Annotated in this window: 15 protein-coding genes and 1 tRNA gene; 15 read left to right on the top strand and 1 reads right to left on the bottom strand. The window is 44.3% G+C overall.

Translation table 11 applies throughout. The features are described 5' to 3' along the window. Window positions 1-107: 107 nt before the first annotated feature. Both whiA and BK139_RS12025 read left to right on the top strand, forming a co-directional pair. Window positions 108-1,058, top strand: coding sequence for a DNA-binding protein WhiA (gene whiA, locus BK139_RS12030; RefSeq protein WP_035329289.1), 951 nt, complete (start codon window positions 108-110; stop codon window positions 1,056-1,058). Between the two features lie 29 nt (window positions 1,059-1,087). After that, a complete protein-coding gene (locus tag BK139_RS12025) occupies window positions 1,088-1,345 on the top strand; it encodes an HPr family phosphocarrier protein (protein ID WP_009331822.1) in 258 nt (85 codons plus the stop codon). Window positions 1,346-1,388: 43 nt separating this feature from the next. Here the strand turns inward: BK139_RS12025 and clpP are convergent, their stop codons facing one another. Continuing rightward, entirely contained in the window at window positions 1,389-1,994 is a 606-nt protein-coding gene (gene clpP, locus BK139_RS12020; protein ID WP_061791821.1) for an ATP-dependent Clp endopeptidase proteolytic subunit ClpP, read from the bottom strand. A gap of 306 nt (window positions 1,995-2,300) precedes the next feature. Between clpP and BK139_RS12015 the strand changes: the two genes are divergently transcribed. The 13 genes from BK139_RS12015 to smpB all read left to right on the top strand — a co-directional run bounded on the left by BK139_RS12015 (window position 2,301) and on the right by smpB (window position 16,025). After that, window positions 2,301-2,372 (top strand) — tRNA-Arg (locus BK139_RS12015). 353 nt (window positions 2,373-2,725) lie between these two features. Then, the gene (rpoN, locus tag BK139_RS12005) at window positions 2,726-4,057 is read left to right on the top strand and encodes an RNA polymerase factor sigma-54 (protein ID WP_076258947.1); all 1,332 of its coding nucleotides are present in this window, start codon (window positions 2,726-2,728) and stop codon (window positions 4,055-4,057) included. 17 nt (window positions 4,058-4,074) lie between these two features. Beyond that, window positions 4,075-4,323, top strand: a complete 249-nt coding sequence (locus tag BK139_RS12000) for a glutaredoxin family protein (RefSeq protein WP_076258945.1) — start codon at window positions 4,075-4,077, stop codon at window positions 4,321-4,323. Window positions 4,324-4,458: 135 nt separating this feature from the next. Further along, the gene (locus BK139_RS11995; protein ID WP_076258943.1) at window positions 4,459-5,481 is read left to right on the top strand and encodes a sugar-binding transcriptional regulator; all 1,023 of its coding nucleotides are present in this window, start codon (window positions 4,459-4,461) and stop codon (window positions 5,479-5,481) included. A gap of 45 nt (window positions 5,482-5,526) precedes the next feature. Next, window positions 5,527-6,534, top strand: a complete 1,008-nt coding sequence (gene gap, locus BK139_RS11990; RefSeq protein ID WP_076258940.1) for a type I glyceraldehyde-3-phosphate dehydrogenase — start codon at window positions 5,527-5,529, stop codon at window positions 6,532-6,534. Between the two features lie 262 nt (window positions 6,535-6,796). Next, window positions 6,797-7,981 carry a phosphoglycerate kinase gene (locus tag BK139_RS11985; RefSeq protein ID WP_076258938.1) on the top strand — a complete coding sequence of 395 codons (1,185 nt, stop codon included), beginning with the start codon at window positions 6,797-6,799 and terminating at the stop codon, window positions 7,979-7,981. A 73-nt stretch (window positions 7,982-8,054) separates the two neighbouring features. Continuing rightward, the gene (tpiA, locus tag BK139_RS11980) at window positions 8,055-8,816 is read left to right on the top strand and encodes a triose-phosphate isomerase (protein WP_076258936.1); all 762 of its coding nucleotides are present in this window, start codon (window positions 8,055-8,057) and stop codon (window positions 8,814-8,816) included. Next, window positions 8,809-10,344: a 2,3-bisphosphoglycerate-independent phosphoglycerate mutase gene (gene gpmI, locus BK139_RS11975; protein WP_076258933.1), complete on the top strand. Its 1,536-nt coding sequence runs from the start codon at window positions 8,809-8,811 to the stop codon at window positions 10,342-10,344. The genes tpiA and gpmI overlap by 8 nt, the downstream gene beginning before the upstream one ends. A gap of 64 nt (window positions 10,345-10,408) precedes the next feature. Continuing rightward, window positions 10,409-11,704 (top strand): phosphopyruvate hydratase, encoded by a 1,296-nt coding sequence (gene eno / locus BK139_RS11970; RefSeq protein ID WP_048008419.1) that lies wholly within the window; start codon window positions 10,409-10,411, stop codon window positions 11,702-11,704. Between the two features lie 184 nt (window positions 11,705-11,888). Beyond that, window positions 11,889-12,122 (top strand): preprotein translocase subunit SecG, encoded by a 234-nt coding sequence (gene secG, locus BK139_RS11965; RefSeq protein WP_035329304.1) that lies wholly within the window; start codon window positions 11,889-11,891, stop codon window positions 12,120-12,122. Between the two features lie 178 nt (window positions 12,123-12,300). Then, window positions 12,301-13,047, top strand: a complete 747-nt coding sequence (locus BK139_RS11960; protein WP_076258930.1) for an alpha/beta hydrolase — start codon at window positions 12,301-12,303, stop codon at window positions 13,045-13,047. Between the two features lie 36 nt (window positions 13,048-13,083). Beyond that, window positions 13,084-15,408: a ribonuclease R gene (gene rnr, locus BK139_RS11955; protein ID WP_076258928.1), complete on the top strand. Its 2,325-nt coding sequence runs from the start codon at window positions 13,084-13,086 to the stop codon at window positions 15,406-15,408. Window positions 15,409-15,557: 149 nt separating this feature from the next. Then, window positions 15,558-16,025, top strand: a complete 468-nt coding sequence (gene smpB / locus BK139_RS11950; protein ID WP_009331807.1) for an SsrA-binding protein SmpB — start codon at window positions 15,558-15,560, stop codon at window positions 16,023-16,025. Window positions 16,026-16,146: the final 121 nt, after the last annotated feature.

The following is a 16,146-nucleotide window of genomic DNA, read 5'->3' as shown; positions in this document are numbered from 1 at the left end:
AAAGGGCTTTTGTCAGTAAAAAAATAAACTGTGCATACGTTTGCTCAGTGAAGAATATCTTTTTATATGTCTCTGGCTAAGCACTTTTACAGATAGGGGGTGAAGGGATGTCTTTCGCTTCGGAAACGAAAAAAGAATTGACGAACCTGGAATTAAAAGACTGCTGCGGCAAAGCGGAATTGTCCGCCTTGATCCGGATGAATGGTTCACTTTCTTTTTCCAGCCGGAAATTGATCGTTGATATCCAGACGGAGAATGCAGCCATTGCAAGAAGGATTTACACACTGATTAAAAGGAATTACAGCGTTCAGGTAGAGCTCCTGGTCCGGAAAAAAATGCGGCTGAAAAAAAACAATGTATATATTGTCAGGCTGTCGGAACAGGCCAGCATGATTCTTGATGACCTGAAAATTTTAAGTGAGGGATTCGTATTTACACACGATATCTCCAAAGAGCTCATAAAAAAGAAATGCTGTAAGCGTTCTTATCTGCGCGGTGCATTCCTTGCCGGGGGATCGGTTAATAATCCGGAAACCTCCTCCTATCATCTGGAGATCGCTTCACTTTACAAGGAGCATAACGACTCCCTTTGTGAACTGATGAATACGTTCGGGCTGAACAGCAAAACGCTTGAACGGAAAAAAGGCTATATCACGTATTTAAAGGAAGCCGAAAAAATAACGGAATTCCTGAATATCATCGGAGCACATGCATCACTGCTCCGGTTTGAAGACATCCGGATTGTCCGCGATATGAGAAACTCGGTCAATCGGCTCGTGAATTGTGAAACAGCGAACTTAAACAAAACAATCGGGGCTGCCTTGCGCCAAGTGGAGAATATCCGGTTTATTGACCAGACAGTTGGACTTCAGGTTCTGCCTGACAAACTGAGAGAAATAGCCGAATTGCGTGTAGCATACCAGGATGTCACCTTAAAGGAGCTTGGGGAAATGGTCTCAGGCGGAAATATCAGCAAATCAGGCATTAATCACAGATTAAGAAAAATAGACGAAATCGCTGAGAAACTCAGGGCAGGAAGCACCATAGATGCTCACTGACAGAGGCATCAGCAGGGAGGAGATATACAATGGCAGAAAAACAGGTAGAAGTTAAGCTAAAGACAGGATTGCAGGCCCGTCCGGCGGCATTGTTCGTACAAGAGGCCAATCGGTTCTCATCCGATATTTTCCTGGAGAAGGATGGAAAGAAGGTAAATGCGAAAAGCATTATGGGGCTAATGAGCCTGGCTGTAAGCTCAGGATCAGTCATTACCCTGAAGGCTGAGGGGAACGACGAAAACGAAGCTCTCGAAGCACTTGCAAACTATATTCAGAAGGAAAACTAAAACAACTCGCATCGGGAAGATGCGAGTTGTTTTTTTATGCATATTATTTATCTTTCTTTTCATCCAAAGAGTTTCTTGTAATGATTTGGTCAACCAAACCGTATTCAAGAGCTCTTTCAGCTGTCATGAAGTTATCGCGGTCTGTGTCTTTTGCAATGACTTCAAGCGGCTGTCCAGTGCGCTCTGATAGGATCGTGTTTAATTTTTCGCGAAGGAAAAGGATGCGCTTTGCAGCGATTTCAATTTCAGTCGCCTGTCCCTGTGCACCGCCAAGTGGCTGGTGAATCATAACTTCAGCGTTTGGAAGAGCAAAACGCTTTCCTTTTTCACCTGCTGCAAGAAGGAATGCACCCATGGATGCAGCCATACCGATACAAATGGTTTGTACCTTAGGCTTGATGAATTGCATCGTATCATAAATAGCCATACCAGCTGTAATGCTTCCGCCAGGGCTATTAATGTAAATGGAAATGTCCTTTTCAGGGTTTTCTGCTTCAAGGAATAACAGCTGGGCAACAATGGAGTTTGCCACATTATCATCAATTGCGCTTCCGAGCATAATGATGCGGTCTTTTAAAAGGCGGGAGTAAATATCATAAGCACGCTCCCCGCGATTTGTTTGTTCAATAACTGTAGGGATTAAGTTCATTTTCCAATTCCTCCTTCAAAATAAGGTCAACATACAAGATGAACAAGCATGTTCTTCCAAGTAAAGAAAATTTTTTAACTCCTATGTATTATCATGATACACTGATGGTCAATTAAGGTCAAACGAATCGCATGGAAATAGCCCCTGATTTGTTCGACACTTTTTTCTGTGATGTTCTATCTCATTCCATGATACCCATTGTTCCGATTTTTAAAACTAAAAGGAGGCTTGCAAAGTGATTAAACATAGCATATAATTAGTTATCGTAGCGGCTGAGCGCCTGGTCAGCCAGTTAATAAAACACATGCCCTCGTGGTGCAACGGATAGCACGTAAGATTCCGGTTCTTGAGATGTGGGTTCGATTCCTGCCGAGGGCGCTGCCAAAACTCCTTGTCTGATATGGACAGGGAGTTTTTACTTTTTACGCTATCCGCACATAAATCCCTTCTATGCGCACATAAAAAAATTTATCCGCAAGTAAATGGGCCTGATCCGCAAATAAAATTCCACTATCCGCACATAAATTTAAAAAACTTCCTGAATTTAAGCCTGAATTTCAAAAAAATCCTTAAAATCCGCAGGTTTCACCATAAAAAATGAATATTCCCCCCTCAGCCATGCATATTGTGAAGTATTCAGAAAGAAGTGCCGGTGCAATTGGGGATTGCCAGCATATTTCCATACAACATTTTCTGTGAATATTGTAAAATGGGGACAGGGGGAATGTACGATGAATTTGAAAGCTGGGTTATGGCAGCAGCAGACAATGAAATTAACAATGACACAGGAGCTGACGCAGGCGATTGCTCTTCTGCAATACAGCACACAGGAGCTTTCTGCTTTCCTGGAAAGCAAGGCGCTTGAAAATCCCCTTTTAAAAGTAGAGTCCGGTCATGTCCAGACGATGGATCCCCGTTATGACCGTGTCAAACCGACGAGGATAAAAGCAGAAAAAGATAAAATAAATTGGATTGAGCAGATTGGCTGCGGAAAGACCATGCTGCTTGATGAATATTTGAAATCGCAGCTTCATTTGAAATTAAACAGGGATGACCAAAAAGTGATTGAGCATCTTATTGACAGTCTTGATGAAAACGGTTACTTCCGGGCGGATCTAAAGGCATCAGCTGATACTCTTAAGATGCCTCTTGAGAAAGTGGAGCAGATGCTTGAAGAGCTGCAGGAACTCGAGCCTGCCGGCGTTGGCGCAAGGAATCTCCAGGAGTGCCTGTCCCTGCAGATTAAGAGATTGCCAGAAGAAAATGAACTGGCTGAAATCCTTATAGATGACTACTTTACTCTTTTTGCTGAGAAGAAATGGAAGGAAATCGCAAAACAGCTCGGTGTGGAGCTTAAAGACATACAGGCAGTATTCGACCTTGTCCAGACCTTGAATCCAAGACCGGCTTCATCCTTCCAGAGTGAAAGATCCGCTTATATAACACCGGACGTGATTATTCAGTGGGATGGCAGCTCTTTTTCCGTCAGCGTGTTTGATGAAGTGCTTCCTAAAATTAGTTTTAATGAACCTTATTTTAAAAAGTTTTCGGCAAGTGGTGATCGAAATGTCAGCCGCTTCCTGCAGGAAAAGCAGCAGGATTATCAGTGGATTATAAGAAGCATTGAGCAAAGGAAAGAGACTCTTGCAAATGTGACTCTTAAAATCGTTGAAAAGCAGCAGGACTTTTTCATTAAAGGCCCTGCATATCTGAAGCCGATGACGATGAAGGAAATATCAGATGAACTCGACATTCATGAATCAACAGTGAGCAGGGCTGTCCGGGAAAAATATGCGCAAACGCCATTTGGGACGTATGAGCTGAGATCGTTCTTCTCCAGCACGATCAAAACGACATCTGATGAGAATACGTCTTCACAGCAGGTCAAGACGATTATTGGTAAAATGATAGAAAAAGAAAATAAACAAAAGCCTTTATCCGATCAGGAGCTTGTGAAGCTGCTGAAGGAACAAGAGGGGATGGTAGTCAGCAGAAGGACGATTGCAAAATATCGGGATCAGCTGGGCATCCCGTCATCATCCAAACGGAAAAGGTATGACTGATAAAGGAGATTTGCTGATTGAAACAGCCAGAGTTAGTGTTTTACACACGCAGCAGATGCCCGCTGTGTGATAAAGCTAAGAGTGTATTAGTTGAATTGGAGAAAGAATATGAATTTACGTTAATTGAAAAAGATATTGATGAGAGCGATGACCTGACTGAGAAGTACGGACTCATGATTCCGGTTGTTGAAATTGATGGGCGTGAAGTGCAGTTCGGGCATATTGATCCCATTACAGTAGGTGAAGCGCTTACAGAAAAAAACTGAGTTTTATCAGTTGATTTCAATACTCACTCTTGCTATTATTGAGGAGAAGCAAGGGTGATTTTTTTTACGGTAAGTGGGACATAATATGTCTGTGCGGGACAAAAAATGACCACATATGATGAAGGAGCTTTCCGGATGTACTCACTAATTGATATTCAAAAAAGATTATTGCCTGATATGCTTGCGGTTATGCAGAAGCGTTATGGGATTCTTCATTATATAGGGCTGATGGAGCCGGTTGGAAGAAGAAGCCTTGCAGTCAGTATGGGTTTGACGGAAAGAGTGCTGAGAAGTGAGGTTGAATTTCTAAAAGACCAGAACCTGATCCGCATTTCAAGTACAGGAATGAGCCTTTCTTCCGATGGCAAAGAATTACTCGAAGCTCTTGAAGGAATAATGAGAGATATTTCGGGTATAGCCGTAATGGAGCAGGAATTATCACGAAAGCTTGGCATACGCCAGGCGATCATTGTTTCCGGAAACAGCGATGAATCTCCATGGGTGAAGCAGGAGCTTGGCAGAGCCACAGCAATGTGTATGAAATCAAGGCTCAAAGGAAAAAATATCATCGCAGTTACCGGCGGATCCACAATGGCAGCCGTAGCGGAGATGCTGACTCCTGATCTTGCTGAACGCGATTGGCTGTTTGTGCCGGCTCGTGGCGGAATAGGCGAAGATGTTAAAAACCAGGCTAACACCATTTGTGCCAAAATGGCTGATCATACTGATTCCAGGCACCGTGTCCTGTATGTGCCGGACCAGGTAAGCAGGGAGATGTATGAAAGCATTATTAAAGAACCCAATATTAAAGAAGTAATCACCCAGATCAAATCGGCAAGCATGGTTCTGCACGGGATTGGGGACGCTATTACAATGGCGGAACGCCGCAAAACCAGTGAAGAAGATTTGGTTAAAATCAAGCAAGCCAAAGCAGTCGGTGAATCATTTGGCTATTACTTCAACGAAGGCGGCGAGGTTGTACATAAGGTTCAGACCATCGGCCTTCAGCTGGATGACCTATCACAAATTGAACATGTCATTGCAGTGGCAGGCGGCTCCACAAAGGCAAAAGCCATCGCTGCATACATGAAACGGGCACCATCCTCTACCATTTTAGTGACAGATGAGGGTGCAGCAAAACAGTTGATAAAAGGGTAATCCCTTTTCAAATATAAAATCTACCTTTTCAAGGAGGAAATAATCATGGCAGTTAAAGTTGGTATTAACGGATTTGGAAGAATCGGGCGCGTTGTTTTCCGTGCAGCTCTTAAAAACCCTAACGTAGAGGTTGTAGCAGTAAATGACCTTACAGATGCAAACATGCTGGCACACCTTTTAAAATACGATTCCGTACACGGAACTCTAAATGAAGAAGTAACAGTTGACGGCGATTATCTTGTTGTTGGCGGCCATAAAGTAAAAGTTATTGCAGAGCGCGATCCTGCTCAATTAGGATGGGGAGATCTTGGCGTAGAAGTAGTAGTAGAATCTACTGGACGTTTCACAAAGCGTGCTGACGCTGCGAAACACCTTGAAGCTGGTGCTAAGAAAGTAATTATCTCAGCTCCTGCATCTGACGAAGATATCACAGTTGTTATGGGTGTTAACCACGAGAAATATGATGCTGCAAACCATCATGTAATCTCTAATGCTTCTTGTACAACAAACTGCCTGGCTCCATTTGCAAAAGTATTGAACGACAGCTTCGGCATCAAACGCGGTATGATGACAACTGTTCACTCATATACAAATGACCAGCAAATCCTTGACTTGCCTCACAAGGACTACCGCCGTGCACGTGCAGCAGCAGAAAACATCATTCCTACAACTACTGGAGCTGCAAAAGCAGTATCTCTAGTATTGCCTGAACTAAAAGGCAAATTGAACGGTGGAGCTATGCGTGTTCCAACTCCAAACGTTTCTCTTGTAGACCTTGTTGTGGAGCTTGACAAAGACGTAACTGCTGAAGAAGTAAACAATGCTCTTAAAGCAGCTGCTGAAGGCGATCTGAAAGGCATCCTTGCATACAGCGAAGAGCCATTAGTTTCTGGCGACTACAACGGAAACCCTGCATCTTCTACAATCGATGCACTTTCTACTATGGTTATGGAAGGCAACATGGTAAAAGTAATCTCTTGGTATGATAACGAATCTGGTTACTCTAACCGTGTAGTTGACCTTGTTGATTACATCGCTCAAAAAGGACTTTAATTTTCACGAAAATATTCGTTTTGCGAAGCATTCATAAGATGAATTTTTTCTCCGGAAAAACACCTCAACTTGTTGGATATTCAATTCGCTAACGTCTATAATGGATAAGGGTAAAAGGGGAGCAGGGAAACATTCCCTCTCCCTTTTGTTTTAAGTAAAACTATTTAACCGGGATGGTGCTTAGCTCCGGAACCTGGAGGCTTGAATCTATGAGCCGTCAGGCAAGGCGCTTCCGCTTTTCTGGTAAGGAGGTCCTTTTGCTATGAACAAAAAAAGCGTTAAAGATGTGGAGTTAAAAGGTAAGCGTGTATTCTGCCGGGTTGATTTCAACGTTCCCATGAAAGAGGGACAAGTAACGGATGAAACTCGCATCAAAGCAGCTCTTCCAACGATTGAATACTTGATGAACCAGGGTGCAAAAGTGATTTTAGCCAGCCATTTGGGCCGTCCGAAGGGTTCAGTTGTTGAAGAATTGCGTTTAACACCAGTAGCAAAGCGTTTGTCCGAGCTTCTTGGCAAAGAAGTGAAGAAGGCGGATGAAGCATATGGCGATTCTGTAAAAGCTATGGTTGACGCGTTAAGTGAAGGCGATGTTCTTCTCCTTGAAAACGTGCGTTTCTATGCTGGCGAGGAAAAGAATGATCCTGAACTTGCAAAGGCATTTGCTGAGCTTGCAGATGTCTATGTAAATGATGCATTCGGAGCAGCACACCGTGCGCATGCTTCAACGGAAGGAATTGCGCATCATCTTCCTGCCGTATCAGGACTCCTGATGGAAAAAGAACTTGATGTACTTGGAAAAGCTCTTTCAAATCCTGAACGCCCATTTACAGCTATTATCGGCGGTGCAAAGGTTAAAGATAAGATTGGCGTAATCGAAAACCTTCTTGAAAAGGTAGACAACCTGATCATTGGCGGAGGGCTGGCTTATACATTTGTAAAAGCAAACGGCCATGAAGTAGGAAAGTCACTATTAGAAGAAGATAAAATTGACCTTGCCAAATCGTTTATGGAAAAAGCGAAAGAAAAAGGCGTGAACTTCTACATGCCTGTTGATGTCGTTGTGGCAGACGATTTTTCTGAAGAGGCCAATATTAAAACAGTAGCAATCGAAGAAATTCCTTCTGATTGGGAAGCACTTGATATCGGACCTAAAACACGCGATATCTACAGCGATGTAATCCAGAATTCAAAGCTTGTTATCTGGAACGGACCAATGGGTGTATTCGAATTAAATAAATTTGCAGGCGGTACAAGAGCAGTGGCTGAGGCTTTAGCAGAAGCAAATGATACATATTCAGTCATTGGCGGCGGCGATTCTGCAGCTGCAGTTGAAAAATTCCATCTTGCAGACCGCATGAGCCATATCTCAACAGGCGGAGGCGCTTCCCTTGAGTTTATGGAAGGAAAAGCCCTGCCTGGTGTAGTTGCTTTAAACGATAAATAATATTGGTGACAGGCACCACCCGAAATTTGTCGAATATAGGACACTAATAAAAATGCATGAAAGGACGTGCAACATGCGTAAACCAATTATCGCAGGAAACTGGAAAATGCATAAAACACTTCCGGAAGCGAAAGTCTTTCTTGAAGAAATTAACGGCTTAGTTCCTGGGAAGGAGCAGGTAGATACAGTTGTATGTGCTCCTGCCTTATTCCTTGATCGTCTTGTCGAAAACTCAAAGGATTCAGATGTTGAAATCGGCGCACAGAACATGCACTTTGAAGAAAACGGCGCTTTTACAGGTGAAGTCAGCCCTGTGGCACTTGAAGATCTTGGGGTGAAATACGTAATCCTTGGCCATTCAGAACGCCGTGAGATGTTTAATGAGACTGATGAGGCTGTTAATAAAAAGACCTTGGCTGCATTCAAACACAACTTAACTCCAATCGTTTGTGTCGGTGAATCGCTGGAACAGCGGGAAAACGGCGAAACAATGGATCTTGTAGGCTCACAGGTTGAGAAGGCCTTAAATGGCTTAACTGAAGAGCAGGTAAAGCAGACTGTTATTGCATATGAGCCAATCTGGGCAATCGGAACTGGCAAATCTTCAACTTCTGCAGATGCGAATGAAGTATGTGCACATATCCGCTCTGTTGTTGCTAAGCAATTTTCACAGGCTGCGGCAGATGCAGTCCGCATTCAGTACGGCGGCAGCGTAAAGCCTGCAAACATTAAAGAATATATGAGCCAGCCTGATATTGATGGAGCTCTTGTTGGCGGAGCCAGCCTGCAGCCTACAGACTTCCTTCAATTATTGGAGGCAGGCAAGAATGAGTAAATCTCCAGTTGCATTAATCATCTTAGATGGTTTCGCATTGCGTGGCGAGCGGATGGGAAATGCCGTTGCCCAGGCAAAGAAGCCAAACTTCGAACGTTACTGGAATACCTACCCTAACGCAACGCTGACAGCAAGCGGCGAAGCAGTAGGTCTTCCGGAAGGGCAAATGGGAAACTCGGAAGTAGGACATTTAAACATCGGTGCAGGCCGGATTGTATATCAGAGTTTAACAAGAGTGAACGTGGCCATTCGTGAAGGACAGTTTGAGAAAAACGAAACGTTCCGTTCTGCGATTGATCATGTGAAAAAGAATGGCACGGATCTTCATTTGATGGGACTTCTGTCAGATGGAGGCGTTCACAGCCATATTCAGCACTTATTTGCCCTGCTTCGCATGGCTGCTGAGGAAGGCGTGAAGAATGTCTATGTTCATGGATTCCTGGATGGACGTGATGTTGGGCCGCAAACCGCAGCAGGCTATATTAAAGAAGCTCAGGAAAAAATGAAAGAATACGGAGTCGGCAAATTTGCGACGATTTCCGGCCGTTATTATTCCATGGACCGCGACAAACGCTGGGAGCGTGTTGAGAAGTCTTACCGTTCCATGGTGTATGGAGATGGCCCTGCTTATAGCGATCCCATGGATTTAGTTGAAGATAACTATAAAAATGGTATCTTTGATGAGTTCGTCATTCCATCTGTCATTACTGCAGAAGATGGGAAGCCGGTTGCAACAATTAAGAAGGATGATGCAGTTATTTTCTATAACTTCCGTCCGGACCGGGCAATACAGATTTCGAATACTTTTACAAATAAAGATTTCCGTTCCTTTGATAGAGGGCCTGGACATCCTGAAAACTTATATTTCGTATGTTTGACCCACTTCAGTGAAACGGTTGACGGATATGTTGCCTTCAAACCGACAAACCTTGATAATACCCTGGGTGAGGTTTTAGCGCAAAACGGAAAAACACAGCTCCGCATTGCAGAGACAGAGAAATACCCTCATGTAACGTTCTTTATGAGCGGCGGACGGGAAGAGAAATTCCCTGGCGAAGAGCGGATCTTGATCGACTCACCGAAAGTAGCTACCTATGACCTTAAGCCTGAAATGAGTGCTTATGAAGTGACGGACGCGTTGCTGAAGGAAGTGGAAGCTGACAATTTCGATGCGATCATCCTGAACTTTGCCAACCCGGACATGGTGGGGCACTCAGGCATGCTTGAGCCAACGATTAAGGCGGTTGAGACTGTTGATGAATGCCTTGGCAAAATTGTTGACCTGATTATTTCAAAAGGCGGAAAAGCGATCATCACAGCTGACCACGGAAATGCCGATGAGGTGGTTACGCTAGAAGGCGGCCCGATGACTGCCCACACAACAAACCCGGTTCCAGTCATCGTCACACAGGACGGCGCAGAACTCCGTACAGACGGAATTTTAGGAGACCTTGCTCCAACAGTTCTGGACCTGCTTGGACTGGAAAAACCGGCTGAAATGACAGGAACCTCATTACTGAAAAAATAACTGGTGACAGGCACCACCCGAATATTGTCGATTACAATTTTTTATCATAAAGGAGAGAATTACTATGCCATTTATCGAACAAGTATATGCACGTGAAGTATTGGATTCACGCGGTAACCCAACAGTTGAAGTTGAAGTTTTAACAGAATCAGGATTCTTTGGACGCGCGATTGTTCCTTCTGGAGCATCAACTGGTGAGCACGAAGCAGTAGAACTTCGTGACGGCGACAAGTCCCGTTATCTTGGAAAAGGTGTTCAAAAAGCGGTAGACAACGTGAACAACCTGATTGCAGAAGCTGTAATCGGCTTGGACGTTACAGACCAGGTTGGCATCGACCGCACAATGATCGCGTTAGATGGAACTGAAAACAAAGGCAAGCTTGGCGCAAACGCAATCCTTGGCGTATCCATGGCTTGTGCACATGCAGCTGCTGAGTCTGTAGGACTTCCTTTATACCGTTATCTTGGAGGCTTCAACGCGAAGCAGCTTCCAACACCAATGATGAACATCATCAACGGCGGATCTCATGCTGACAACAACGTGGACTTCCAGGAATTCATGATCATGCCTGTAGGAGCTCCTACTTTCAAGGAAGCCATCCGCATGGGTGCTGAAGTATTCCATTCATTGAAAAAAGTTTTATCTGGAAAAGGTCTTAATACTGCTGTAGGTGACGAAGGCGGATTCGCTCCTAACCTTGGTTCTAACCGTGAAGCTCTTGAAGTTATCATCGAAGCAATCTCTAACGCTGGCTACGAAGCTGGCAAAGACATCTATCTTGCAATGGACGTTGCTTCTTCTGAGTTCTACAACAAAGAAACCGGCAAATACGATCTTGCAGGCGAAGGCCGCACTGGTTTAACTTCAGAAGATATGGTTAACTTCTACGAAGAGCTTGTAAACGAGTTCCCTATCATCTCAATTGAAGATGGTCTTGACGAAAACGACTGGGAAGGCCATAAGCTATTAACTGACCGCATCGGCGGAAAAGTTCAGCTTGTTGGTGACGACTTGTTCGTTACTAACACGAAGAAGCTTGCTCAAGGAATCGAGCAGGGCGTAGGCAACTCAATCCTGATCAAAGTAAACCAAATCGGTACATTAACAGAAACTTTCGAAGCAATCGAAATGGCGAAGCGTGCCGGCTACACTGCAGTTGTATCCCACCGATCAGGTGAAACAGAAGATGCGACAATCGCTGACATCGCTGTTGCAACAAACGCTGGCCAGATCAAAACTGGTTCAATGTCCCGTACTGACCGTATCGCTAAATACAACCAGCTTCTTCGCATCGAAGACGAGCTTGGCGACTTAGCTGTATACGATGGCTTAAAATCTTTCTATAACTTGAGCAAGTAATCTTGCTTGTGCAGCCGTCCCGGCTGGGGCGGCTGTTTTTTTGATGGTTTGGCCAAGAGCTGCCTGATGCACAAAAAAGGATTTTACTTTCACTCTTGTGCGAACCTCAAAATCTTATTGTGAATACCACCAAAATGTGATAAATTAAGAATAATGTGATTGTACGTTTTCAGGAGGTGGCTTCATGCATACATTATTGATTACCCTTTTAGTCATTGTTTCGATTGGCCTTATTGTAGTTGTACTCCTTCAATCTGGTAAAAGCGCAGGTCTATCCGGTGCGATTTCAGGGGGAGCAGAGCAGCTTTTTGGAAAGCAAAAAGCACGCGGTATTGATCTGGTTCTTCACCGCATCACGGTTGTTCTTTCTGTCTTATTCTTTGTGCTTACTGTGTTAGTTTCTTATTTTGCGATATAAATGAACGCAGCGCCTGGCCTTCAGAAGGTCAGGCTTTTATTTTTCTTCGGCAGTTTTGGCTAAGAAAGCTTTTTATTGGCATGTTCCCCCGCTGTTTGCTAAAAATAAGGAATGCAGGTTCAATCAAACGTTTGATTAATAAAATTATAGGAATCATAAGGTAAAAGGAGTTTTATCAATGAGAGTTGTTGCACCAAAACCGTTTACATTTGGAGATGGAAAAAGAGCAGTCCTGCTGCTGCATGGTTTTACCGGAAATACAGCAGATGTCAGAATGATGGCAAGGTTTCTTGAAACGAAGGGCTACACATGCCATGCACCGCAATATAAGGGGCATGGGGTTCCGCCCGAAGAGCTTGTTCATACAGGCCCGGAAGACTGGTGGAAAGATGTGATGGAAGGGTACGAATTTCTGAAAAATAAGGGGCATAAAGAAATTGCAGTGGCCGGACTTTCACTTGGCGGCGTATTTTCCCTTAAATTGGGTTACACTGTACCTGTAAAGGGTATTGTCCCGATGTGCGCACCTATGTACATAAAAAGCGAAGAAGTCATGTATGAAGGAATTCTGAGCTACGCAAGAGAATATAAAAGACTTGAAGGAAAGACGGAAGACCAAATTGAGCAGGAAATGGAAGAATTCCAGAAAACACCGATGAATACATTAAAGGCACTCCAGGAGCTGATCGCGGATGTGCGCAATCATGTGGATATGATTTACTCCCCGACATTTGTTGTTCAGGCACGACATGACCATATGATCAACACGGACAGCGCGAATATCATTTTTAATGAAGTGGAGAATGACCTAAAGCAGCTCAAGTGGTACGAAGAATCCGGCCACGTCATTACTCTTGATAAAGAGCGTGACCAGCTGCATGAAGATGTATATGAGTTTTTAGAAAAGCTTGAGTGGGAAGAATAATAACAAAAGAAAATCTCCCTGAGGAGGGATGAAGATATGGAAAATAATATACAACAGCTGATCGACAAGCTGCTTCATTATATGAAGGATGAAGCCTATAAGCCATTGACGGTCCAGGAGCTGGAAGCCGCATTTGGAATAGAGGATTCCACAGGCTTCAAAGATTTCGTTAAGGCGCTTGTTGTCATGGAGGAAAAAGGGCTTGTCGTCAGAACGAGAAGCAATCGCTATGGCCTGCCTGAAAAAATGAACCTGATCCGCGGGAAGCTTTCCGGCCATGCAAAGGGATTTGCGTTTGTCATTCCGGAAGAGCAGGGAATGGATGATATATTTATCCCGCCCAATGAAACGAATAATGCCTTAAATGGAGATATTGTTCTCGCGCGTGTGACGTCTGAGAGTTCCGGCCAGAGGCGGGAAGGCACGATTGTCCGCATCTTAGAGCGCGGTGTGACACAAATTGTTGGAACGTATACGGAAAGCAAGCACTTTGGTTTTGTTATCCCGGATGACAAAAAGTTTGCCAGCGATATTTTTATCCCCAAAGCAGCATCAAAAGGTGCGGTTGAAGGGCATAAGGTCGTTGTGAAACTGACCACTTATCCAGAAGGCAGAAAGAGTGCAGAAGGAGAAGTGATCGACATACTTGGGCATAAAAACGACCCCGGTGTGGATATTCTCTCTGTTATTCACAAGCATGGCCTTCCGCTTGAGTTTCCTGATGAGGTGCTTAAGCAGGCTGAAGAAACGCCGGATACAATTGATCCAAGTGAGCTTGAAAACCGCCGTGACTTGAGAAATGAAGTTATTGTCACAATAGACGGTGCGGATGCAAAGGATCTTGATGATGCAGTAATGGTTAAAAAACTGGATAACGGCAATTACAAGCTTGGCGTTCATATTGCCGATGTCACATACTATGTCCGTGAGGATTCCCCGATTGACAGGGAAGCGGAAGAGCGGGCAACCTCTGTGTATTTAGTGGACCGGGTAATCCCGATGATCCCGCATCGCTTATCAAATGGCATTTGTTCATTGAATCCGAAAGTGGACCGGCTTACCCTTTCTTGTGAGATGGAAATCACATCGGATGGGGAAGTGGTCAACCACGAGATTTTCCAGAGTGTGATTAAAACAACGGAACGAATGACTTATTCAGATGTGAATAAGATCTTAGAAGAGCAGGACGAAGAACTTATCAACAGGTACCAGCCGCTTGTGCCGATGTTCGAACTGATGAAGGAACTTTCACTAATCCTGCGAAAAAAGAGAATGCATCGAGGAGCCATCGACTTTGATTTTAAAGAAGCGAAGGTCATTGTGGATGAAGAGGGCAACCCGACAGAAGTCGCATTGCGCGAGCGCTCGATTGCAGAGCGCCTGATTGAAGAGTTTATGCTCGCAGCCAATGAAACGGTTGCTGAGCACTTCCATTGGATGGAAGTACCGTTCATTTACCGTATCCATGAAGATCCAAAAGAAGATAAGCTTAGAAGATTTTTTGAGTTTATTACAAACTTCGGCTATATCGTAAAAGGAACAGCTAATTCCGTTCACCCGCGTGCCCTACAGGGAATCATTGAAGAGGTTCAGGGAAAACCGGAAGAAATGGTTGTCAGCACAGTGATGCTGCGTTCTATGCAGCAGGCTAAATACTTTGAAGAGAGCCTTGGGCACTTCGGGTTATCAACAGAGTTTTACACACACTTCACATCACCGATCCGCCGTTACCCGGACTTAATTGTCCACAGACTTATCCGCACCTACTTAATTGAAGGCAAGCTGGATCAGGCGACAAGGGAAAAATGGAATGTACAGCTGCCTGATATTGCCGAGCACTCTTCCAATATGGAGCGCCGAGCAGTTGAAGCAGAACGGGAAACAGATGAACTGAAGAAAGCGGAATATATGGCTGATAAAATCGGCGAGGAATATGATGGGATCATCAGCTCTGTTACAAACTTTGGCATGTTTGTTGAGCTTCCAAACACGATTGAAGGACTTATTCATGTCAGCTATATGACAGACGATTATTACCGCTATGACGAGCGCCAGATGGCGATGATCGGGGAGCGTACAGGCAATGTCTACCGCATTGGCGACGAGATTACAGTCCGTGTCGTTAATGTAAACAAAGATGAACGCTCGATTGATTTCGAAATCGTCGGCATGAAGGGAACCCGCAGACGGGAAACCCGGGAAGCGCCAAAAGTGTTCAAGACTGGCAGCACCGAGAAAAAGCCGCGCAGAGGGAAGTCTGATCAGGGCAAAGGAAACAGTTCAGGCGGCCCAAGAAAGAAAAAAGAGAAAAAGCATTACGAAAATGCGCCAAAAGCAAAGCGGAAGAAAAAGAAGCGGTAAAAGCGGGAGGGCCTTAAAGGCTCTCTCTTTCCTTCCCGGCAGGGCTCCTCGTTGAGAGGGGCACGCAATTTTGCTATAATAGAGGAACCGCTAGAGAACGGATGCTGCATTTCCTGATAACAGGAAAGGGGAGCAAAGGGGGATTCAACATGCCAAAAGGAACTGGCAAAATGGTTGCGCAAAATAAAAAGGCCTATCATGACTATGCTATAGAAGAAACATATGAAGCGGGAATTGTTCTGCAGGGGACGGAGATTAAATCGATCCGAGCGGGCAAGGTGAACCTGAAGGACTCATATGCCAGAATTCAAAACAATGAAATCTATCTTTTCGGCATGCATGTCAGTCCTTATGAGCAGGGAAACCGCTACAATCACGATCCGCTAAGGACCAGAAAGCTTCTACTTCACAGAAAAGAAATCAGCAAGCTGATTGGTGAGTCGAAGGAAGTCGGCTACTCGATCGTTCCATTAAAAATGTACCTCAAGAATGGTTATGCAAAAGTTTTAATTGGCCTGGCAAGGGGTAAAAAGAAATATGACAAGCGTGAGGATCTGAAGAAGAAAGAAGCCAAGCGTGAAGTTGAGCGTGCTTTCCGCGAAAGGCAGAAAATGTAAATCCAGAACCTTACAATTGAAAAATTTGCTCAGTGTGCTATAATAGTAATTGTCACAGCGAGTGACACAAACTTTAGCTCATCTATTTCGAGCTTATCCGAACGTCAGCGTGCTGAATAAG

Source organism: Paenibacillus sp. FSL R5-0490, from assembly GCF_001956215.1.
Taxonomy (GTDB): domain Bacteria; phylum Bacillota; class Bacilli; order Bacillales; family Cytobacillaceae; genus Cytobacillus.
The sequence above is the reverse complement of the archived record's forward strand: the minus strand, read 5'-3'. Positions and strand labels throughout refer to the sequence as shown.

Coding starts and splice junctions, on each gene's coding strand:
- whiA (WP_035329289.1), top strand. CDS start 108: ATGTCTTTCGCTTCGGAAACGAAAAAAGAATTGACGAACCTGGAATTA.
- BK139_RS12025 (WP_009331822.1), top strand. CDS start 1,088: ATGGCAGAAAAACAGGTAGAAGTTAAGCTAAAGACAGGATTGCAGGCC.
- clpP (WP_061791821.1), bottom strand. CDS start 1,994: ATGAACTTAATCCCTACAGTTATTGAACAAACAAATCGCGGGGAGCGT.
- rpoN (WP_076258947.1), top strand. CDS start 2,726: ATGAATTTGAAAGCTGGGTTATGGCAGCAGCAGACAATGAAATTAACA.
- BK139_RS11995 (WP_076258943.1), top strand. CDS start 4,459: ATGTACTCACTAATTGATATTCAAAAAAGATTATTGCCTGATATGCTT.
- gap (WP_076258940.1), top strand. CDS start 5,527: ATGGCAGTTAAAGTTGGTATTAACGGATTTGGAAGAATCGGGCGCGTT.
- BK139_RS11985 (WP_076258938.1), top strand. CDS start 6,797: ATGAACAAAAAAAGCGTTAAAGATGTGGAGTTAAAAGGTAAGCGTGTA.
- tpiA (WP_076258936.1), top strand. CDS start 8,055: ATGCGTAAACCAATTATCGCAGGAAACTGGAAAATGCATAAAACACTT.
- gpmI (WP_076258933.1), top strand. CDS start 8,809: ATGAGTAAATCTCCAGTTGCATTAATCATCTTAGATGGTTTCGCATTG.
- eno (WP_048008419.1), top strand. CDS start 10,409: ATGCCATTTATCGAACAAGTATATGCACGTGAAGTATTGGATTCACGC.
- secG (WP_035329304.1), top strand. CDS start 11,889: ATGCATACATTATTGATTACCCTTTTAGTCATTGTTTCGATTGGCCTT.
- BK139_RS11960 (WP_076258930.1), top strand. CDS start 12,301: ATGAGAGTTGTTGCACCAAAACCGTTTACATTTGGAGATGGAAAAAGA.
- rnr (WP_076258928.1), top strand. CDS start 13,084: ATGGAAAATAATATACAACAGCTGATCGACAAGCTGCTTCATTATATG.
- smpB (WP_009331807.1), top strand. CDS start 15,558: ATGCCAAAAGGAACTGGCAAAATGGTTGCGCAAAATAAAAAGGCCTAT.